This is a genomic window from Shewanella sp. Isolate7, from assembly GCF_022398425.1.
GTDB lineage: Bacteria > Pseudomonadota > Gammaproteobacteria > Enterobacterales > Shewanellaceae > Shewanella.
This window is the reverse complement of the sequence record NZ_JAKEVJ010000043.1, coordinates 20,418-39,924: the sequence shown is the minus strand read 5'-3', so window position 1 is coordinate 39,924 and position 19,507 is coordinate 20,418. Positions and strand designations below refer to the sequence as shown.

Annotated in this window: 18 protein-coding genes and 2 tRNA genes; 11 read left to right on the top strand and 9 right to left on the bottom strand. The window is 50.6% G+C overall.

All coding sequences use genetic code 11. The features are described 5' to 3' along the window. Nucleotides 1-12: 12 nt before the first annotated feature. The gene (locus L1D47_RS12280; protein WP_239885174.1) at nt 13-2,715 is read right to left on the bottom strand and encodes a bifunctional acetate--CoA ligase family protein/GNAT family N-acetyltransferase; all 2,703 of its coding nucleotides are present in this window, start codon (nt 2,713-2,715) and stop codon (nt 13-15) included. A gap of 344 nt (nt 2,716-3,059) precedes the next feature. Here L1D47_RS12280 and L1D47_RS12275 point away from each other — a divergent pair, with 344 nt between their 5' ends. Beyond that, nucleotides 3,060-3,437: a DUF3718 domain-containing protein gene (locus L1D47_RS12275; RefSeq protein WP_239885172.1), complete on the top strand. Its 378-nt coding sequence runs from the start codon at nt 3,060-3,062 to the stop codon at nt 3,435-3,437. A 109-nt stretch (nt 3,438-3,546) separates the two neighbouring features. On the opposite strand, the gene L1D47_RS12270 is transcribed toward L1D47_RS12275, so the two are convergent. The 3 genes from L1D47_RS12270 to L1D47_RS12260 all read right to left on the bottom strand — a co-directional run bounded on the left by L1D47_RS12270 (nt 3,547) and on the right by L1D47_RS12260 (nt 5,336). Continuing rightward, nucleotides 3,547-3,623 (bottom strand) — tRNA-Val (locus tag L1D47_RS12270). 20 nt (nt 3,624-3,643) lie between these two features. After that, a tRNA-Val gene (locus L1D47_RS12265) sits at nt 3,644-3,720 on the bottom strand. A gap of 230 nt (nt 3,721-3,950) precedes the next feature. After that, a complete protein-coding gene (locus L1D47_RS12260; protein WP_239885170.1) occupies nt 3,951-5,336 on the bottom strand; it encodes an MATE family efflux transporter in 1,386 nt (461 codons plus the stop codon). A gap of 28 nt (nt 5,337-5,364) precedes the next feature. Between L1D47_RS12260 and L1D47_RS12255 the strand changes: the two genes are divergently transcribed. Then, the gene (locus tag L1D47_RS12255; protein WP_239885168.1) at nt 5,365-5,976 is read left to right on the top strand and encodes a riboflavin synthase subunit alpha; all 612 of its coding nucleotides are present in this window, start codon (nt 5,365-5,367) and stop codon (nt 5,974-5,976) included. 342 nt (nt 5,977-6,318) lie between these two features. On the opposite strand, the gene L1D47_RS12250 is transcribed toward L1D47_RS12255, so the two are convergent. The 3 genes from L1D47_RS12250 to L1D47_RS12240 form a co-directional block, all read right to left on the bottom strand. After that, a complete protein-coding gene (locus L1D47_RS12250) occupies nt 6,319-6,519 on the bottom strand; it encodes a CPXCG motif-containing cysteine-rich protein (protein ID WP_011865833.1) in 201 nt (66 codons plus the stop codon). Beyond that, nucleotides 6,516-7,256 carry an SDR family oxidoreductase gene (locus tag L1D47_RS12245; protein ID WP_345778767.1) on the bottom strand — a complete coding sequence of 247 codons (741 nt, stop codon included), beginning with the start codon at nt 7,254-7,256 and terminating at the stop codon, nt 6,516-6,518. The genes L1D47_RS12250 and L1D47_RS12245 overlap by 4 nt, the downstream gene beginning before the upstream one ends. A gap of 156 nt (nt 7,257-7,412) precedes the next feature. Further along, nucleotides 7,413-7,718 (bottom strand): hypothetical protein, encoded by a 306-nt coding sequence (locus L1D47_RS12240; RefSeq protein ID WP_239885163.1) that lies wholly within the window; start codon nt 7,716-7,718, stop codon nt 7,413-7,415. A 314-nt stretch (nt 7,719-8,032) separates the two neighbouring features. Here L1D47_RS12240 and thrS point away from each other — a divergent pair, with 314 nt between their 5' ends. From thrS to rplT, 4 genes are all read left to right on the top strand, one after another. After that, the gene (gene thrS, locus L1D47_RS12235) at nt 8,033-9,961 is read left to right on the top strand and encodes a threonine--tRNA ligase (protein ID WP_239885161.1); all 1,929 of its coding nucleotides are present in this window, start codon (nt 8,033-8,035) and stop codon (nt 9,959-9,961) included. Between the two features lie 3 nt (nt 9,962-9,964). After that, complete coding sequence (infC, locus tag L1D47_RS12230) at nt 9,965-10,507, top strand: translation initiation factor IF-3 (RefSeq protein ID WP_041511221.1); 543 nt, start codon at nt 9,965-9,967, stop codon at nt 10,505-10,507. 87 nt (nt 10,508-10,594) lie between these two features. Then, nucleotides 10,595-10,789, top strand: a complete 195-nt coding sequence (gene rpmI, locus L1D47_RS12225) for a 50S ribosomal protein L35 (protein ID WP_011865828.1) — start codon at nt 10,595-10,597, stop codon at nt 10,787-10,789. A gap of 18 nt (nt 10,790-10,807) precedes the next feature. Then, nucleotides 10,808-11,167: a 50S ribosomal protein L20 gene (gene rplT / locus L1D47_RS12220; protein ID WP_011865827.1), complete on the top strand. Its 360-nt coding sequence runs from the start codon at nt 10,808-10,810 to the stop codon at nt 11,165-11,167. A gap of 295 nt (nt 11,168-11,462) precedes the next feature. On the opposite strand, the gene trxB is transcribed toward rplT, so the two are convergent. Together trxB and ald are read right to left on the bottom strand one after the other, a co-directional pair. Next, entirely contained in the window at nt 11,463-12,413 is a 951-nt protein-coding gene (gene trxB, locus L1D47_RS12215) for a thioredoxin-disulfide reductase (RefSeq protein WP_239885159.1), read from the bottom strand. 131 nt (nt 12,414-12,544) lie between these two features. Further along, nucleotides 12,545-13,660 carry an alanine dehydrogenase gene (gene ald / locus L1D47_RS12210; protein WP_041511223.1) on the bottom strand — a complete coding sequence of 372 codons (1,116 nt, stop codon included), beginning with the start codon at nt 13,658-13,660 and terminating at the stop codon, nt 12,545-12,547. A 179-nt stretch (nt 13,661-13,839) separates the two neighbouring features. Between ald and lrp the strand changes: the two genes are divergently transcribed. From lrp to crcB, 5 genes are all read left to right on the top strand, one after another. After that, entirely contained in the window at nt 13,840-14,343 is a 504-nt protein-coding gene (gene lrp / locus L1D47_RS12205) for a leucine-responsive transcriptional regulator Lrp (protein ID WP_011865823.1), read from the top strand. A gap of 183 nt (nt 14,344-14,526) precedes the next feature. Further along, nucleotides 14,527-17,082: a DNA translocase FtsK 4TM domain-containing protein gene (locus L1D47_RS12200; protein WP_239885158.1), complete on the top strand. Its 2,556-nt coding sequence runs from the start codon at nt 14,527-14,529 to the stop codon at nt 17,080-17,082. An 81-nt stretch (nt 17,083-17,163) separates the two neighbouring features. Continuing rightward, nucleotides 17,164-17,790 carry an outer membrane lipoprotein chaperone LolA gene (lolA, locus tag L1D47_RS12195; RefSeq protein WP_239885156.1) on the top strand — a complete coding sequence of 209 codons (627 nt, stop codon included), beginning with the start codon at nt 17,164-17,166 and terminating at the stop codon, nt 17,788-17,790. 8 nt (nt 17,791-17,798) lie between these two features. Continuing rightward, on the top strand, nt 17,799-19,130 hold the full coding sequence (locus L1D47_RS12190; protein WP_239885153.1) for a replication-associated recombination protein A: 1,332 nt from the start codon (nt 17,799-17,801) through the stop codon (nt 19,128-19,130). Continuing rightward, complete coding sequence (gene crcB, locus L1D47_RS12185) at nt 19,123-19,497, top strand: fluoride efflux transporter CrcB (protein WP_011865819.1); 375 nt, start codon at nt 19,123-19,125, stop codon at nt 19,495-19,497. The genes L1D47_RS12190 and crcB overlap by 8 nt, the downstream gene beginning before the upstream one ends. Nucleotides 19,498-19,507: the final 10 nt, after the last annotated feature.

Below are 19,507 nucleotides of genomic sequence, written 5' to 3'. Positions count from 1 at the left end.
GGGAAACACTACTTAGTCCTGTTTCGGCTTGAGGGGCATGTCCATCTTGATCAGGTGCTCTTCCATGTCGAAGGTTACGCTAAAGCCCAATTTTTTGGCCAGGCTTGCCATGTTGCGGTTTTCAAACATGGTGAAGCCGGTCAGCAGCTCAGTGTCATTGGCCTTGTAGTAGGCGATCAATTTTTCCAGCAGCAGCTTACCTATACCGATCCCCTGATGGTCACTGCGTACCGCCATGGCAAACTCAGCCTCGGTATTATCCGGATCGATGGAGGCCCTGACCGCTCCCAGGGTAATATCGTCGCCGTCGGCTCCCTTGGTGGTGGCGATGAAGGCCATCTCCCGGGCATAGTCAATTTGGGTGAGTACCGCCATCTCTTCGTGGGTCATCTTAGAACGCACGCCAAAGTAGCGTTTATACCTGTCTTCGTCGGAGAGAGAGTTATCGAAGGCCAGGTGTTTGGGCTCATCCTCGGGCAGTATCGGTCTGAGCATGATCTTAAGACCATTCTTCAATACCGCGTGTTCCTCTAGTTCCTTAGGATAGGGGCAGATGGCTAAGCGATTTGGGGTGTCCTGGGCATTGGCGTTAAGTTGAATATTCACATCCAATAGGGTGATCTGCTCGCCGGCGCACAGCACTGGGTTGAGATCTAAGCCCGCAATCTCTGGGCAATCTATGATGAGATGCGAGATCTGAGTCAGCATGACACACAGGGCGTTCATGTCTAAGCCCAGAGGCAGGTGCCTGTCCTTTAGCTTATGGTTTTTCAGCGCCTGGATCACCATGTAGCGAGCCAGCGTCATGTTCAGTGGCGGCAATGCAACCGCCGCATCTGTGGTGGGTTGCCATTCGGAGCCACCTTCGCCGAGTAAGATCGCCGGACCAAACACAGGATCATGGGTAACGGCGACGCGGATCTCCTGTGTGCCGGCGGTTAGGGCCATCTTCTGTACGATAAGTCCCTGTATGTCGGCGTCCTGGTTGAGCGAGTGCACCCGGCCGACCATGGCATCGGCGGCCTGCAACACCTCCTGGTGGGAGGTGAGGTTGAGCGTGACGCCGTGCACGTCGGATTTATGGTGAATATCCGGCGATTGCACCTTGAGGGCGACGGGATAGCCTATCTGCTCGGCGATCTCGGCGGCGCGCTCAGCGCTGGCGGCAAAGTGTGTCTCTATGGTGTTTAACCCATAGGCTTTAAGTATGGCGCTAGCTTCGTGAGTCTCGATAACCTGCTTGTTTGCATCAATCGCCTGTTGCAGTAGCGAGCGGGCCAACTGCGCATCGGTTGGGATATTATCCGGTATAGATTGCGGCACTTCCTGCAGTAACTTTTGGTTACGCCTGTATTCGACCATGTGCATGAAGGCACCGACTGCGCCCTCTGGGGTGCGATAGGTGGGCACCCCGGCGCGATTAAAGAGTTTTCGCGCCTGATAGGCCGAATCTTCACCGCTCCAGTTGGTGAGCACATTGACCTTGTGACGCCTTGGATGTTTGGATACTAGCTCAACGATGCTGTTGGCTATCTCTATGCTATCTCCGAGAGCCGAGGGGGAGTGCAACACCAAGATGGCATCGGCGACATCGTCATTCATCAAGATGTCCAGGCTCTGGGTATAACGTTTCGCATCGGCATCGCCGCCGATATCCACTGGGTTTTGTCCCGACCAGGTATCGGGTAACAAGGCATTGAGCTTATCGAAGGTATCATCGTCCAGTGTAGCTGCCTTACCGCCGCCCAAGATGAGTTGATCTAACCCCAGCACGGCGGGGCCGCCGCCATTAGTGAGAATGGCGAGCCTCTCACCCTGCAACGGCGCTGAATGGGCCAGGGTTTCAACGGCGGCAAACAGCTCCACCAGATCGTTGACCCTCAGCATACCCGCGCGTCTAAACGCGGCCTCGTAGACGGCGTCGTTTCCCACCTCACCGCCGGTGTGGAGCTTAGCGGCCGTGGTGCCCTCAAGGCTGCGACCCGATTTGATCACTAATATGGGCTTATTGCGCGCGGCGGCGCGGGCGGCCGAGAGGAAATGACGTTTCTCGTTAACCGAGTCTATGTAAAGCATGATAGCCGTGGTGCGTGAGTCTCGACCGAGAAAGTCCAGCAGCTCGTCGAAATCGATGTCGGTGGCATCTCCCAGGGAGATAAAGGAGGAGAAACCAATCCCCTTATTGTTGGCCCAATCGAGCACTGTGGTGCAGATGGCGGCAGATTGTGACACGAAGGCGATTTTGCCGGGCAGGGCGCTGGTGTGTGCCAGGCTGGCATTGAGTCCCAAATTAGGCAACATCATCCCCAGGCTGTTAGGGCCGAGGATGCGCATGCCATAGCGTTTGGCATGGGCGCGTGTCAGGGTTAACAGGTTTTGGCCCTCTTCATCGAGTTGGTTGGCCATGCCCGAGGCATTGATGATCGCCACCTTACAACCAAATTGAGCGAGTCGTTCGACGATGGCGGGTACACGGCTGGCCGCAGTGCAGATGATGGCTAGATCTGGCTTAAGGGGCAGGGCTTCGATATTGGGATAGGCCAAGACGCCCATCACGGCTTCATATTTAGGCGTCACCGGCATGATAGGCCCAGAAAACCCGCTAGACAGTAGGTTACGCATCACCACATTACCGGCACGTTTGGCGCCATTGGAGGCACCTATGATGGCCACCGACTTAGGTTTAAATAGGGTGTGTAATGTACGCTGGCTCATTCCCGGCTCCTGTTGTCACTCGCCAAGGGACAGTGTAACTCAGTTGTACTTTTTTTCTCTAGGATTTTAGTAGGATAAGCCCCATCCAAACGTTAGCTCTAGGCCACTACACAGCTTGCAACACTTTGACATCAAGGGTTAACAACCTTGTCGACACTTTTAGGCTTTACTTGAGATGGGCTGATTTGGCGAGGCTGGTTTTTTGCGTCAATTTAGGCGTCGCCTCACTTAATCAGTAACATCCTGACGTCACAGTGCCGTTTTTCTTAACGGCTCAAGGAGTTCAACATGAAAACAGGGGCGTTTTTTCTATCGGTGTGGCCGTTACGGCGGTTGGCTTAGCCTTGAGTTCGCCGCAGGTTTTAAGCGAAACCTCGGCGGTCGCCACTCATACCAATCCTCACTATCAATTTGTGGCACAAGACAATAGTGTCGAGACCAAGATCTGTATTGCGGCGGGTAGCGACAACAGTTCGGCGCTAAAACGCAAATTGGTTAACTATGACCATAACATGCGCTTTGGTGTGAACAGTATTTCCTGTAATGGCCTGAGTCTGGCGCAGTTCTCTCATAAATATCAGGCGCAGCAAAGTTATCTCTTCCTCGAGCGTCACTCCTCTATCGCCAATAGGGTGAAGACCAAGGTGAGTATTATCGATCTTGCCGACAATCAAACTTTTACTGGGGGTGAACCGATTGTGGTAATGGTTAGTGCAAAGTAGGCTAGGTTGCGAGTGACTGAAACGGGGCAGAGCTGGTCAAAGACAGGGCTGAGTAGGCGACAGGCATAAAAAAAACCAGCTTGCGCTGGCTGTTCTCTATTTTACAAGATGGTACAACCGAGTGGATTCGAACCACCGACCCCCACCATGTCAAGGTGGTGCTCTAACCAACTGAGCTACGGTTGTACTGCTATCTCTTGTAAAATTGGTACAACCGAGTGGATTCGAACCACCGACCCCCACCATGTCAAGGTGGTGCTCTAACCAACTGAGCTACGGTTGTACTGTTTTACCGTTCACGACCAGTCGGCCAGCGAACGAGCGCTATATTACGAGGGATGTAAGGTGAGTTGCAAGCAAAAAATCGTAATTTTTCAATCAAGCGGTGATTTGATGTGCAACTTGATCTATTTAACGCCAAAGCGGCGGTAAATTCGGCAAAGCTTAAGACCAACGCATTAGCCAAGATGATGATTATAGAGTTAAACATCACCTTGGCGGTTTTTATAACGGCTATAAATCTGAGTGATTAACGGACTGCTCGACCAAGGCGAGTCGCTTTGGGTGCTTTTGAATATGCTTCAGCCTTAAGGCAAAAAGCAGCGCCGCACTGGTGAGGCCGGCAATCAAGCCAATCCAGAAACCGTGCGCCCCCATAGCTGGCACCAAGAGGTCGGTCTCTGCCAAGAGGTAACCCATTAGCATGCCGATGGCCCAATAGGAGACCAGGGTAATGTAGAAGGCGCTACGGGTATCGTGGTAACCCCGCAGGGCGCCTGCCGTGACAACTTGTACCGAATCAGACAACTGATACAGGGCGGCCAGGAACATCAGGCTACTCGCTAAGGCAACTACCTCTGGGTTTTGGTTATAGAGCAGCGCGATCTGAGTGCGAAACACCACAGTGAAAACCGCTGTGCAGGCTGCCAGACTAAAGGCGATAATCAGACCTACTTTAGTCACCAGTTTAGCGATTTCAGCCTTATCTTGTCCCAGATAGTAGCCAACCCGAATTGAGACCGCGATACCGATAGAGAGCGGCAGCATAAACACGATTGATGAGAAGTTGAGCGCTATCTGATGGCCAGCCACGACGTCGGCGCCCAAAGGTGCGAGCAAGAGCGCGATGATGGCAAAGAGGCTGACCTCGAAAAACAGTGCCATGGCGATGGGCATGCCGTGCTTGGTCATCTTCTTCATAGTGGCCAGATCTGGCAGGTGGAAAGCACTTAAGGGAGCTAAGGCTGCGAAGCGTTTATGGAGTTGCATATAGATGATCATGGTAATGAACATGGCCCAGAACACCAACGCCGTTGCAAGGCCACAGCCGGCACCACCCATCGCTGGCGCGCCTAAATGGCCATAGATGAAGATATAGTTGGCCGGAATGTTCACCGCCAAGCCAACGAAACCTATCACCATGGTTGGCAGCGTGTAGGAGATCCCTTCGCTGCAGCCACGCAACACCTGATACAGGACGAAGGCGGGCACGCCCCAGGCAAAGCCATGAAGATAACGGATGCTCAGTTCTGCAAGATCGGCAGATAAACCCATTAATTTAAAGATCTGTGGCGCAAAAAGCAGAAAGGCGATGACAACAGCGGCGCCGATTATGGCAATATAGGCAGCCTGATAGGCCATTGGCCGTATGGCGTTTTGATTATCGGCGCCATGGTGGCTGGCAAATACCGGGGTAAAGGCTACCAGCAAGCCCTGTACAAATAAGAGTGCCGGCAGCCAAAGACTGCCACCGATGGCCACCGCGGCCATATCCAAAGCGCTGACCCGTCCGGCCATGACGGTATCGATAAAACCCATCATGGTTTGGGTGACCTGAGCGATGAGCACAGGCAAAGCGAGATGGACGAGCTTTTTGGCTTGAAAGCCGAATTGATTCATGAAAACGCCTTAATGCAGAGAGTAAAAAATGTTTACAGGTATTGTTCAAGCCACATGTAAAGTGGTGGCTATTCATAAAAAAGATGGTCTTAATACAATCGAAATTGCGATGCCATTACACCTGAAGGAAAACTTGCAGCGGGGTGCAAGTGTCGCCAATAACGGTGTCTGTCTGACCGTTACCGAAATGGCTGATGATAGGGTGTTTTTCGATGTAATGGAAGAGACATTAAGGTTGACCAATTTGGCCAATCTGTCGGTAGGTAGCAAAGTCAATATCGAACGTTCATTGACCTATGGCAGTGAGATAGGCGGTCATGTGTTATCGGGTCACGTGCATACCCAGGCGAGGGTGGCCGAGGTGAGTCATACCTCCTCCCATTTCGACATCCGTCTCGAAGTCGAACCAAAATGGATGAACTACATCCTCTATAAGGGGTTCGTCGGCGTAAATGGTTGTAGTCTGACCGTGGGAGAGGTGAGTGAGTCAGGTTTTATGCTGCATCTCATTCCAGAAACCCTGGAGATCACCAACTTAGACGAAGCCAGTGTCGGCACCATGCTCAACATAGAGATAGACAGTCAGACTCAGGCCATAGTGGATACGGTAGAGCGGGTACTCGCCAAGCGCCTGGGCTAGGGCCTGTTGACCTTTTGAGAACAATTTTTGTTCTAATTGAGCACGTTCAAATCGCGGCATGAGGCTTGAAGTATAGTTATTCTATATAAAAGCCGAATAACAAAGCGTTGAACGTGCTCAAGACGAACCCTGTGGGCAGCGTCTGTATCATTTTTCTACTGTGTTATCGCTCATTGATGTAGTGCACTACATTGCAATCGCTCTGCCTTGTATAACAGCGATACAGAATGCTGCAAAAATGAACGCGAAAGATAAACAGGCCCTAGTGTATTTGCTTTAACACGCACATGCACTCAATCAGTTGTCTATGAGAGGCTATTGGTGCATGTCTGTCTTGATAGGCTAATAATATTGCTCATCGTCTGAGTCGACATAGACCTCAATTTTTTGCCGGGAATCATCGATATGGGTTCGAAAATGGATGGGATTACAGCAGACCCGGCAATCATCGTAGTAGTCCTGATCCCCACAACTGATATCTAGGTTGATATGTTGATGATGTCCACAGTGGGGACAACAGATCACTTTATCAAAAATTTTCATCCGTCGGCTCCTGTATATCCGGTTGCGCTGCGACCGCCATCGATGGCGATCACCTGACCATTAAGGTAAGGACTATCTAGGATGAAGCATACCGTATTGGCGATATCCTCGGGCCCGCCAGCTCTCTGCAAAGGGATCGCTTGGGTGACCTTGGCGATAGCGGTTTGATCGCTCTTGGACGGCCAGAGTATTGCACCGGGCGATATCCCATTGACCCTTATCTTAGGCGCTAACTCTTGTGCCAGGGCGCGGGTCGCCATTTGTAGTCCTGCCTTAGATATAGAGTATAGCCCATGGTGTTTTAAGGGGCGCTCGCCGTGAATATCGACTAGGTTGATGACGCAGCCTTGGTGGCGCGCCAGATTATCGCCAAGGGCCCTGGCTAACAGGTAGGGCGAGAGCAGATTAAGGTTTAACAGCCGCTGGCTAGACGACCAGTCACTCAGGTTATTGTCTGGCGTAAATAAAGAAGCGTTGTTAACTAAAACCCCAAGCGGGAGTCGATGGACGTTAATGTGCCGAATGAGTGTGTCTATACCCAGATCATCGGCGAGATCCGCCTTTACAGTCTGGCAGGAGTTAGCCCGAACAAGGTTTAGTTTCTCTGCAAGGGCAATGGCCTCGACCTCGGAGCCATTATAGTGCAGCACAATGTTAAACCCTTTCTCGTGCAGGGCTAATACGATCGCCTGACCGATACGTTTTGCGCCGCCAGTTACCAGTGCCCACTTGGTCATTGTCATTCCATTTGCTTAGTTGTGTTTAAACAGGATCTTGGATGACTTTTCTTCACATGGCAATAGTATGATCCCGTTAAGCAAAAGCATGGCCCCTTAAGGCGACAAGATGGCTAAGCATTTAAAATATCAAGGCGTTTAGGTTAGTTTTTATACCTAACGACTCTGACTTGCCAACAAGGCTTGCTCTGTGCCTTGCTGCGACAGCTCGGCGTGTAGCGCCTTGAGCTGTTTATCGAGCTCAAGTGCAATTTCGGCTTCCAGTTGACTGACATTGAGGGGTAATGGTGGCGTTTGCTTTATTATCTCTTGTTCTACAATCTGCTGTCCTACTGGCTGCCTTCCTAGGGTTTGCACTTCAGTGAGCGGCGCAGCAGTCTCTAGCATAGAGGCGCCCGGTGTACCGTCATTGGGATACAAAGGCTGATACAAGAGGGCGGTTAATAGAATAAGCTTCATCATGGTTGGGCTCCTTAGGGAATTAGCCTTAACGATATGGCGGCTAGAGTAGGGAGTGTCCATGACTGTTAAATGACATACAGATGGATAATTGGTGACAGATCCCATCGCGTGTGCTTCACATCGCATACTAGTTTCTAATTTAAGCCTTAGCAGCGGCCTTAAGCCTTGCGATTTACCTGATGCAGCCCTAGAATGACAGGCCTGCGCTGAAGTAGATCAAAACTCCGGTAATGTTTTGCGCTTCAGTTGCTTAAATTTTTCTCAATATGACCAAGTGGCCCTACGTAGGGGTCACCACTGGATAAGGATAATACATGCCTGTAATTACACTTCCCGATGGCAGCAAGCGCGAGTTTGCTAACGCCGTTTCTACCCTAGATGTCGCCGCGGACATAGGTCCTGGTCTCGCAAAAGCCTGTATCGCAGGCCGCGTCAATGGCGAGCTAAAAGATGCTTGCGATCTGATTGAGACAGATGCCGAACTGGCAATCATCACCGCAAAAGACGATGAAGGGTTAGAGATCTTACGTCACTCTTGTGCTCACCTGCTGGGTCACGCCATTAAGCAGATGTGGCCTGAGACCAAGATGGCCATCGGCCCGGTGATCGATAATGGTTTCTACTATGACGTTGATCTCGACCACAAGCTGACCGAGGAAGATGTAGCCGAGCTAGAAAAGCGCATGCTGGCATTGGCTAAGACAAACTATGACGTGGTGAAGCGCGTCGTGAGCTGGCAAGAAGCCCGCGATACCTTCGAGTCACGCGGTGAAAGCTACAAGATGGCTATCTTGGATGAGAACATCAGCAAAGACGATCAGCCAGCGCTCTATCATCACGAAGAATATACCGACATGTGTCGTGGCCCCCATGTGCCTAACATGAAGTTCTGTCATCATTTCAAATTGATGAGTGTCGCCGGCGCCTACTGGCGTGGTAACTCAGATAACAAGATGCTGCAGCGTATCTATGGTACGGCTTGGGCAGATAAGAAGGCCCTAAAGGCGCACCTGACTCGCCTTGAAGAAGCGGCTAAGCGCGACCATCGTAAGATAGGTAAGCAGCTTGACCTCTACCATATGCAGGAAGAAGCGCCAGGTATGGTGTTCTGGCACAACGATGGTTGGAGCCTGTTCCTCGAGCTTGAGAAATTCATTCGTCAGAAACTGGGTCAGTACACCTATCAAGAGGTGAAAGGCCCATTGATGATGGATCGTGTATTGTGGGAGCGCAGTGGTCACTGGGATAAGTATTCCGAGGCGATGTTCACGACTCACTCTGAAAACCGTGAGTATGCCGTTAAGCCGATGAACTGCCCGGGTCACGTGCAGATCTTTAACCAAGGCCTCAAGTCGTATCGCGACCTACCACTGCGTATGGCGGAGTTCGGTTGCTGTCACCGTAATGAGCCATCGGGTTCTCTCCATGGTTTGATGCGCGTTCGTGGTTTCACTCAGGACGATGCGCATATCTTCTGTACCGAAGAACAGGTGCAGCAAGAGGTTAGCGGCTGTATCAAGATGGTGTACGACACCTACGCGACCTTTGGCTTCCACGATATCGTGGTGAAACTCTCTACTCGTCCAGAGAAGCGTATCGGTGACGATGCCATGTGGGACAGGGCAGAGCAGGCGTTGATGGACGCACTCAAAGCCAACGATATCGAGTATGAGATCCTTCCGGGTGAAGGCGCCTTCTATGGTCCTAAGATCGAATTCACACTTCATGACTGCTTAGACAGAGCTTGGCAGTGCGGCACAGTGCAGCTTGACTATGCATTGCCAGGACGTCTTGGTGCGACCTATGTTGCCGAAGACAACAGCCGTCAGACACCTGTGATGATCCACCGTGCTATCTTGGGCTCACTGGAGCGCTTCCTGGGTATCCTGATTGAGGAATACGCAGGCAAGTTCCCAACCTGGTTGGCGCCAGTTCAGGCGGTCGTGATGAATATTACGGATAAACAGTCTGAATATGTTGACGAAGTGGTCAAATTATTTAAAAATCAGGGAATTCGTGCCTCGAAAGACTTGAGGAATGAAAAGATTGGCTTTAAAATACGCGAACACACCCTAAGGCGTGTTCCCTATCTATTGGTCGTGGGCGATCAAGAGATGGAAAATAGGGAAGTCGCGGTGCGAACCAGAGATGGTGTTGACCTAGGTAAGATCAAAATCGATCAATTTGCCGCCATGGTCAAAGAACAGATTTCGCTCCGTAGTCTAAATTTGTTGGAGGAATAGGTCATAAAGATCAAGAAAACAGACGTGCGTAAAGCAGCGGCGAATAGAATTAACGAGCTCATTGTTGGCGTTTCAGAAGTACGCCTTAATGGTTTAGACGGTGAAACTATCGGCATTGTAAGTCTGCGCGAAGCGCAAGAACTTGCAGATGAAGCTGGCGTAGATCTCGTAGAGATCAGCCCAAACGCAGAGCCGCCTGTATGTCGCATAATGGACTACGGAAAGTATCTTTTTGATAAGGCTAAGGCCCAAAAAGAACAAAAGAAGAAGCAGAAACAGATACAGGTGAAGGAAATAAAATTCCGTCCCGGTACTGACGAAAACGACTATCAGGTAAAACTACGCAACCTGAAGCGTTTTCTAGAAGACGGCGACAAGGCGAAAGTAACGCTGCGTTTCCGTGGTCGCGAGATGGCTCACCAGAGTCTTGGTATGAATCTTTTGAATCGTATTAAAGACGACCTGGCTGAGATAGCAATCGTGGAGGCTTTTCCAAAAATGGAAGGTCGCCAGGCTGTGATGGTGCTCGCGCCGAAAAAGAAATAGTAAGGCAAATTTAAAAGTAGCAGAGACCTCTCTGAGGGACTCTGCTCGCCTTGCGTTTTATTAATTTCCCAATGCGGAGTTTTAGCAATGCCTAAAATGAAAACAGACAAGGGTGTACAAAAGCGTTTTAAGAAAACCGCTAACGGTTTTAAGCGCAAGCAAGCCCATTTACGTCATATTTTGACCAAGAAGAGCACTAAGCGTAAACGTCACTTACGTGCTAAATGTTTAGTTGCGAAGTCTGATGTGCCAGCAATTGCACGTCAACTACCATACGCTTAATTAGAGGAGTAAAGAACAATGCCTAGAGTTAAGCGTGGTGTAACCGCTCGTGCTCGTCACAAGAAAGTACTAAAACTAGCTAAAGGTTATTACGGAGCTCGCTCACGTACTTACCGTGTTGCTAAGCAAGCAGTAACCAAAGCTGGTCAATATGCTTACCGTGACCGTCGTCAGAAGAAGCGTCAATTCCGTCAACTGTGGATTGCACGTATCAATGCGGCTTCTCGTCAAAATGGTCTGTCTTACAGCCGTTTCATCAACGGTCTGAAAAAGGCGTCTATCGAAATCGATCGTAAGATTTTGGCAGACATCGCTGTATTCGACAAAGTGGTTTTCGCCACTCTAGTTGAAAAGGCAAAAGAAGCTCTAGCTAAGTAATTAGTGAGCTTTGCTTTGAAAGGGACCTCAGGGTCCCTTTTTTTGTGCCCGATCATCGCAAATTTATTTATACCAATCGTAATAAACAATTGATCATTCTAACTTGTTAAAACGCTCGATAACTGTATTAGTCTTTTTAATTGTAGAATAACGACTTATCTAAAAATCCTGCTTTGTTCTCAAGCGTTTTCCCTGCGCTATTTCTGATCACATATTGACTGTGATTGGTATTACTCGATTATCAACACAAAAAAAGCAGGCGCTAGGCCTGCTTTTTTATGAAGGGTAACGCGCTTTATTGTGCGTCTAAGAAACGCTCCGCGTCTAGGGCCGCCATGCAGCCGGTACCGGCAGAGGTGATCGCCTGACGGTAATGTTGATCCATCACGTCGCCAGCGGCGAACACACCAGGAATACTGGTTTGGGTGGCGTTGCCTGCAAGACCGCTCTGCACCTTGATGTAGCCGTTGTTCATCTCCAGCTGGCCTTCAAACATCTGAGTGTTTGGCTTGTGGCCGATGGCGACGAATACGCCCATCACATCAAATTCGGTAATGCTTTCATCTTTGGTGCTCTTGATCTTCACACCGGTCACACCCATGTTGTCACCAACGACTTCACCTAAGGTACTGTCAAGGTGCAGTACTATGTTACCATTAGCAACCTTGTCCATCAGACGCTTCGTCAGGATCTTCTCAGAGCGGAAGCTGTCGCGGCGATGGATCAGGTGAACTTCTGATGCGATGTTGCTCAGATAGAGAGCTTCTTCAACGGCTGTGTTACCACCACCGATCACGGCAACTTTCTGGTTGCGGTAGAAGAATCCATCACAGGTAGCACAAGCCGATACGCCTTTACCCTTGAAGGCTTCTTCTGACTCAAGGCCCAGGTACATGGCCGATGCACCGGTAGAGATGATCAGTGCATCACAAGTGTACTCACCGCTGTCGCCTTTAAGTTGGAAAGGGCGCTCTTGCAGGTTCACTTCGTTGATGTGGTCGAAGATGATCTCTGTTTCGAATTTCTCGGCATGCTTCTGCATACGCTCCATCAAAGCCGGACCTGTTAGGTCGTCGGCGTCGCCTGGCCAGTTTTCGACTTCAGTTGTGGTCGTCAGCTGACCACCTTGCTGCATCCCCGTGATCAAAACAGGCTTTAGGTTTGCTCTGGCAGCATAAACAGCGGCGGTGTACCCAGCAGGGCCCGAACCCAAAATTAATAAGTTACAGTGTCTAGCTTGGCTCATCTTTTTCTCCGTGCCTTTAGCGAATTGCAGCGATTGTAGGGAATTTCCCCTAAGGGGTAAAGGCAATCTTTTAGATTGTCCTAATCGAAAAAGGGAGCCATTGGCTCCCTTTGTTTACACCCTTTGGTTGATTAAGCGAGTAGTACGCTTGGATCAACAAACTCGAAGTTGAGGGCTTCGGCAACTTCTTTACAGGTGACCTTGCCGTGCATTACGTTCAAGCCGTTTAGCAGGTGCTTGTCTTGACGCAGTGCTTCACGGTAGCCCATGTCGGCTAATTTGATGATGTAAGGCAGTGTCGCATTGTTGAGCGCGAAGGTAGAGGTACGTGCAACCGCGCCAGGCATGTTAGCCACGCAGTAGTGTACTACTTCATCAACGATATAAGTTGGGTCTTGGTGAGTGGTCGCATGAGAAGTCTCTACACAACCACCTTGGTCGATTGCGACGTCAACGATGGCGCTACCTGGCTTCATACGCTTGATGTGATCTTTAGTCACTAGCTTAGGCGCTGCGGCGCCAGGTACCAGTACGCCACCGATCACTAGGTCGGCTTCCAGCACGTGCTTCTCGATAGCGTCGGCTGTCGAGTAGATAGCCTTGACGCGGTTATCGAACTGAACGTTCAGACGACGTAGTGCATCGATGCTGCGATCTAGGATAACCACATCGGCACCCAGACCTACGGCCATCTGCGCTGCGTTGGTACCTACCATGCCGCCGCCGATGATGACAACTTTGGCCGGCTCAACGCCAGGAACGCCACCAAGTAGCATGCCACGGCCGCCCTTAGATTTTTCTAGTGCCATCGCACCGGCTTGGATCGACATGCGACCGGCAACTTCTGACATAGGGGCAAGTAGTGGCAGACCGCCACGGGCATCGGTAACGGTTTCATAGGCAATACACACGGCACCGCTCTTAATAAGATCTTCAGTTTGTGGCAGATCGGGGGCAAGATGAAGATAAGTGAACAGCAACTGATCTTCACGCAACATGGCACGCTCGACCGCTTGAGGTTCTTTAACCTTAACGATCATGTCTGCTTTAGCAAACACTTCAGCTGCAGTGTCTAAGATTGATGCGCCTACATCGACATAGTCCTGGTCGCTAAAACCGATCCCAACACCTGCATTCTTCTCTACAAATACTTCATGACCTTTTAGGGTCAATTCGCGGACACTTGACGGCACCATACCAACACGATATTCGTGGTTTTTGATTTCTTTAGGTACACCAATTATCATCTTCGAGCCTCAAATTGAATAAAAACCCATTTATTCTGGGTTGAATTGTTATTTTATAGGTCCTGAACGTGATTGTTTCAGGGAAATCTAGTATAGTATCACTTCGGCAGTTAATGCTGCTGAACTTTTGACATACGTAGCAGTAAATGTTGTTTTAGTGATAAAGCAAGGTTATAAATATGGTTAATAATAAAAAGAGTCCTATAAAAGACTTAGATCGGATCGATCGTAACATCCTTAACGAGTTGCAAATCGACGGCCGCATTTCCAATGTTGAGTTGTCAAAGCGTGTAGGGCTGAGCCCCACTCCCTGTTTAGAGAGAGTTAAAAGACTCGAAAAGCAAGGTTACATCAATGGATATACTGCGCTAGTAAATCCCCATTACCTTGGGGCTTCATTACTTGTGTTCGTAGAAATCACGCTAAATCGCGATACTGCAGAAGTATTTGATAAGTTTAATCGTGCCGTACAGCTGCTCGATGATATTCAAGAATGTCATCTGGTGTCTGGCGACTTCGACTATTTATTGAAGACCCGTGTTTCTGACATGTCTGCCTATCGTCGCTTGTTAGGTGAAACTCTACTTAAGTTGCCCGCTGTTTCTGATACTCGTACCTACGTTGTGATGGAAGAAGTCAAGCAGACCAATAGAGTTGCAATCAATGTAACGCTTGAGTCTTAAAAACGATTTAAGTCGTAAAAAAGGAGCCGTCAAGGCTCCTTTTTTTTCATCTCGAATAGTTTTTCACCAATGATAGGCTTTTACCTCGCTATTGTGCTGTATAGGCAGGTAAAACGCTGCATGGCGCGAATTATTTTGATATCTTAGGCTCACCTTTTTTGTTTTTGCTTTGTGGGTTGTCTTTTGTCTAAGGGAAATAGTGTCAAAACACTCAGCGGTCTGCAGCGTCTGCTCGAAGGCGGACTCATCTTCTGCTGCATGGTCGCCACCTATATTCTGCTATCACTGAGTAGCTTCCATTCGTCTGATCCGGGATGGAGTCAGTCTAATTTTGAAGGCGAGATTAAAAACGTTACCGGTGCTGTGGGCGCCTGGCTCGCCGATGTGCTTTTCTATTTCTTTGGTTACACGGCTTACCTTATTCCTATCATAGTGGCGGTGACCGGCTGGTTGCTGTTTAAACGTATTCACCGCCTGTTGGAGATAGATTATTTTTCCGTGGGTTTAAGGCTGATCGGCTTCCTACTGATCACTTTCAGCCTGGCATCTTTGGCCAGTATGAATGCTAATGATATTTACGAGTTCTCTGCGGGCGGCGTCTCGGGTGATGTGATTGCCGATGCCATGCTTCCCTATTTTAATCAGCTGGGTACCACACTGCTGCTACTCTGTTTCGTCGGAGCCGGCTTTACGCTCCTGACCGGGATCAGTTGGTTAACCGTGGTCGAAATGGTGGGCTTTGCCACCATCTGGTGTGTGAAGCAGCTTAAACATGTTCCCGAGAAATTCTCGAGTGCGCCCGAAACCGAAGACACCAAGGGCTTCATGTCGGTAGTAGACAGATTCAAGGATTCTCGCCGCCAGAAGGCGCTGGCCAGAGCCGAAGAGGACGCCTACGACGACGAGGATGACGACTATGATGAGGATGAGACTCTGGATGGCTCAACCTCTCGTGAGCGTATTAAAGAACCTGGTTTTAAGGAGCCTAGTTTTTCCGAACCTAATTTTAGCCTGCCAACACCAAGTTCCGCTGCGTTCGAGGCAAAAACACAAGCGGCTGAAATACAAGAGCCTAATTTGAGTTTCAGCGCCCAAGGTGACGATGAGGTGTCGATCGATTTTGATACCAAGCAGTCGACGGGGGCAGTCCTGCCCAAGAAGCTGAAAGTCGAGCAGGCTAAGATAGTCGATGGCATAGTCGTGCTACCCGGTGGGGAAGAGGCGCAGCCTAAGAAACCTGTGGCGCCATTGCCGGATATTTCACTGCTCGATGTGCCCAATCGTAAGACTAACCCTATCAGCCAGGAGGAACTTGACCAGGTTGCAAGGCTGGTCGAGGTTAAACTGGCCGATTTTAATATTGTGGCCAAGGTGGTGGGCGTCTTCCCGGGTCCTGTGGTTACCCGCTTCGAGCTAGAACTCGCACCTGGTGTGAAGGCCTCTAAGATCACTAACTTGTCTAAAGATTTGGCGCGCTCGCTGCTTGCCGAAAGTGTACGTGTGGTCGAGGTTATCCCGGGTAAGGCCTATGTAGGCCTAGAGATCCCTAACAAGTTCCGCGAAACCGTGTTCATGCGCGACGTGCTCGGTAGCGAAGCCTTCGAGCATAGCCAGTCTCATCTGAGCATGGTGCTGGGTCAGGATATCTCAGGCGAGCCTGTGGTCGTCGACCTTGGCAAGATGCCGCACCTCCTGGTGGCCGGTACCACAGGTTCGGGTAAGTCTGTTGGGGTTAACGTGATGATCACCAGCCTGCTGTATAAGTCAGGGCCGGACGATGTACGTTTTATCATGATCGACCCTAAGATGCTGGAACTTTCGGTGTACGAAGGGATCCCGCATCTGCTCTGTGAGGTGGTGACCGACATGAAAGAGGCCGCCAATTCGCTGCGCTGGTGCGTCGGTGAGATGGAGCGTCGTTATAAACTGATGTCGGCACTCGGGGTGCGTAACCTCAAGGGGTATAACGCCAAGATTAAAGATGCTAAGGAACGCGGTGAGGTGATCACCGATCCCCTATGGCGTTCGCAAGACAGCATGGAAGAGCATGCGCCTGAGCTGGATAAGCTGCCGTCAATCGTGGTGGTTGTCGACGAATTTGCCGACATGATGATGATCGTGGGTAAGAAGGTGGAAGAGTTGATCGCCCGTATCGCGCAGAAGGCGCGTGCGGCTGGTATTCACCTTATCTTGGCGACCCAGCGTCCGTCGGTCGATGTGATAACTGGTTTAATCAAGGCAAACATCCCAACTCGTATGGCGTTTCAGGTGTCTTCTCGTATCGACTCTCGCACCATTCTCGATCAACAGGGCGCCGAGACCCTGCTCGGTATGGGTGACATGCTCTATCTGCCGCCGGGAACCAGTGTGCCTATCCGTGTTCATGGTGCCTTTATCGATGACCATGAGGTGCATGCTGTGGTGGCCGACTGGCACAGTCGCGGCAAGCCACAATATATCGATGAGATCCTGCAAGGCTCTGCCGAGGGCGAGCAGGTGTTGTTGCCTGGAGAGGCCGCCGAGAGCGACGAAGAGATGGACTCACTCTACGATGAGGCGGTAGCTTTCGTTACCGAGACCCGTCGCGGCTCTATCTCCAGCGTGCAGCGTAAATTTAAGATTGGCTACAACCGGGCCGCTCGCATCATCGAACAGATGGAGATGCAAGGTGTCGTCAGTTCACAGGGACACAATGGTAACCGTGAGGTGCTTGCGCCGCCACCGCCGAAAGATTATTAAGCTCTCGTTAATCATTCTCGTGACACACTTGCGGGAGTAACCCTAGTTAATAGCGAGCGCTTTGAAATGAAAGGATTTGTAATGTTAAAACCCTTATCTCAATTAGTCTGTGCTCTGCCGCTGATGATGGCGGCATCCTGTTACGCCGACGATGCCACGGCATTAAAGGATGCGCTGGCGCAGCTCGATAACCTCAAGGCAAATTTTAGCCAGCAGGTGACAGACGTAAACAACAAAGTGATTCAGCAAGGTTCTGGTACCTTTGCCTTGGCGGTGCCAAATCAGTTTTACTGGCATCTGACTCAGCCAGATGAATCGCTTATCGTTGCCGATGGCCGGGACGTGTGGATCTATAATCCATTCGCCGAAGAGGTCTCTGTTTTAGATTTTAATCAGGCCATCGATGCCTCACCGATCGCGCTGCTGGTTCATCGCGACGAGGTGACCTGGCAGGACTATCGAGTAGAGCGCCAGGACGATTGCTACCAGATAGCGCCTAAGGCGGTCGATGCCAGTGTGACTGGAGTCGAAGTCTGTTTTAAGGAGAAGCAACTCGAGGTGATGAAGCTGACCGATCAGCAGGGTAACCTCAGCGTCTTCAATCTGTCAGCCCAGGCGCCACTGGCCGAGGACGATGCCAAGCTGTTTCAATTTACCGTCCCCGAAGGCGTAGATATTGACGATCAACGTCTTAAGTCATTGGATTAAGGCTATTTGTGTCTAGCTTAAGTTTCGATTTTGCGCCCGATTTTCGTCCGCTCGCCGCCAGGATGCGACCGGAAACCCTGGCACAATATATAGGCCAAGATCACCTGTTGGGTGAGGGCAAGCCCCTACGTCAGGCGCTAGAGGCGGGTAGAGCCCACTCCATGATGTTCTGGGGGCCGCCGGGCACAGGCAAGACCACGCTAGCCGAGTTGGTCGCCCATTATGCTAATGCCCATGTAGAGCGTATCTCTGCAGTTACCTCTGGGGTGAAAGAGATCCGCGCCGCCATCGAACATGCCAAAAGCGTGGCCCAGTCCCGCGGCCAGCGAACCTTGCTGTTCGTCGATGAGGTGCACAGATTCAACAAGAGTCAGCAAGATGCCTTCTTGCCCTTTATCGAAGATGGTACTGTCATTTTCATCGGCGCCACCACCGAAAATCCTTCGTTTGAGATCAATAACGCGCTGCTTTCTCGCGCCAGAGTCTATCTGATCAAGCGGTTGCAAGACGCCGAGATCATCAAGATAGTGCGTCAGGCGCTAGAAGATGACGCCCGTGGCTTGGGTAAGCGACAGCTAAGTATGCCAGATGAGGTCGCCGAGAAGCTGGCTAACCTGTGTGACGGCGATGCACGCAAGGCACTAAATCTTATCGAACTGATGAGCGACATGCTGCCAGATGGCGGCGAGTTTACTGCCCAGATGCTCATCGAGGTGGCGGGACAGCAGCTGGCCGGATTCGATAAGAATGGCGATCAGTATTACGACCTTATCTCCGCCGTGCATAAGTCAATTCGAGGCTCGGCGCCGGATGCGGCGCTGTACTGGTATTGCCGTATGCTCGAAGGAGGCTGCGACCCGCTTTATGTTGCTCGTCGCCTGTTGGCCATCGCCTCTGAAGACATAGGTAACGCAGATCCTGTTGCCATGTCGGTGGCGGTCAACGCCTGGGAGTGCTTTCATCGGGTCGGTCCGGCCGAAGGGGAGCGGGCGATCGCACAGGCCGTGGTCTATCTCGCCTGCGCGCCGAAGAGTAACGCCGTTTACACCGCCTTCAAGGCGGCGCGCCAGTTGGCAAGGGAAACCGGTAGCCAGCCAGTGCCGAACCATCTGCGTAATGCGCCGACTCAGTTGATGGCCGACATCGGCCTTGGCGAGGGGTATCGTTACGCCCACGATGAGCCCAATCATTATGCGAGCGGCGAGTGCTATTTCCCCGAGGCGCTGGCAGGTACACAGTTTTACCACCCCAGTGAGCATGGTTTCGAGAAGCGTATCAAGACCAAGCTCGCTACCTTGGCGGAAATGGACAGGGCAAGTGAGGTGAAACGCTATGAATAATCTCATTTTTGTGGCCTTGGGTGGCTCTATTGGCGCCGTATTTCGTTATCTTATTTCAATATTCATGATTCAGGTGTTTGGCTCTTCTTTTCCTTTTGGTACACTCATGGTCAATGTGATCGGCTCCTTCCTGATGGGCGTGATCTATGCTCTAGGAGAGGCGAGTCAGGTCAGTCCTGAAATCAAAGCATTAGTAGGTGTTGGGTTGTTAGGAGCACTTACGACGTTTTCAACTTTTTCGAACGAAACCCTGTTATTGATGCAGCAGGGCGCTTGGTTGAAAGCATTTACAAATATCGCTCTGAACCTATGTCTATGTTTATTCATGGTTTACTTAGGACAGCAGTTGGTTTTTTCTCGCATTTAACTATTAAGAA

What these genes read in the sequence shown, in the direction of transcription:
- L1D47_RS12280 (WP_239885174.1), bottom strand. Translation starts at nt 2,715, where the DNA reads ATGAGCCAGCGTACATTACACACCCTATTTAAACCTAAGTCGGTGGCC.
- L1D47_RS12260 (WP_239885170.1), bottom strand. Translation starts at nt 5,336, where the DNA reads ATGAATCAATTCGGCTTTCAAGCCAAAAAGCTCGTCCATCTCGCTTTG.
- L1D47_RS12255 (WP_239885168.1), top strand. Translation starts at nt 5,365, where the DNA reads ATGTTTACAGGTATTGTTCAAGCCACATGTAAAGTGGTGGCTATTCAT.
- L1D47_RS12250 (WP_011865833.1), bottom strand. Translation starts at nt 6,519, where the DNA reads ATGAAAATTTTTGATAAAGTGATCTGTTGTCCCCACTGTGGACATCAT.
- L1D47_RS12245 (WP_345778767.1), bottom strand. Translation starts at nt 7,256, where the DNA reads ATGACCAAGTGGGCACTGGTAACTGGCGGCGCAAAACGTATCGGTCAG.
- L1D47_RS12240 (WP_239885163.1), bottom strand. Translation starts at nt 7,718, where the DNA reads ATGATGAAGCTTATTCTATTAACCGCCCTCTTGTATCAGCCTTTGTAT.
- thrS (WP_239885161.1), top strand. Translation starts at nt 8,033, where the DNA reads ATGCCTGTAATTACACTTCCCGATGGCAGCAAGCGCGAGTTTGCTAAC.
- rpmI (WP_011865828.1), top strand. Translation starts at nt 10,595, where the DNA reads ATGCCTAAAATGAAAACAGACAAGGGTGTACAAAAGCGTTTTAAGAAA.
- rplT (WP_011865827.1), top strand. Translation starts at nt 10,808, where the DNA reads ATGCCTAGAGTTAAGCGTGGTGTAACCGCTCGTGCTCGTCACAAGAAA.
- trxB (WP_239885159.1), bottom strand. Translation starts at nt 12,413, where the DNA reads ATGAGCCAAGCTAGACACTGTAACTTATTAATTTTGGGTTCGGGCCCT.
- ald (WP_041511223.1), bottom strand. Translation starts at nt 13,660, where the DNA reads ATGATAATTGGTGTACCTAAAGAAATCAAAAACCACGAATATCGTGTT.
- lrp (WP_011865823.1), top strand. Translation starts at nt 13,840, where the DNA reads ATGGTTAATAATAAAAAGAGTCCTATAAAAGACTTAGATCGGATCGAT.
- lolA (WP_239885156.1), top strand. Translation starts at nt 17,164, where the DNA reads ATGTTAAAACCCTTATCTCAATTAGTCTGTGCTCTGCCGCTGATGATG.
- crcB (WP_011865819.1), top strand. Translation starts at nt 19,123, where the DNA reads ATGAATAATCTCATTTTTGTGGCCTTGGGTGGCTCTATTGGCGCCGTA.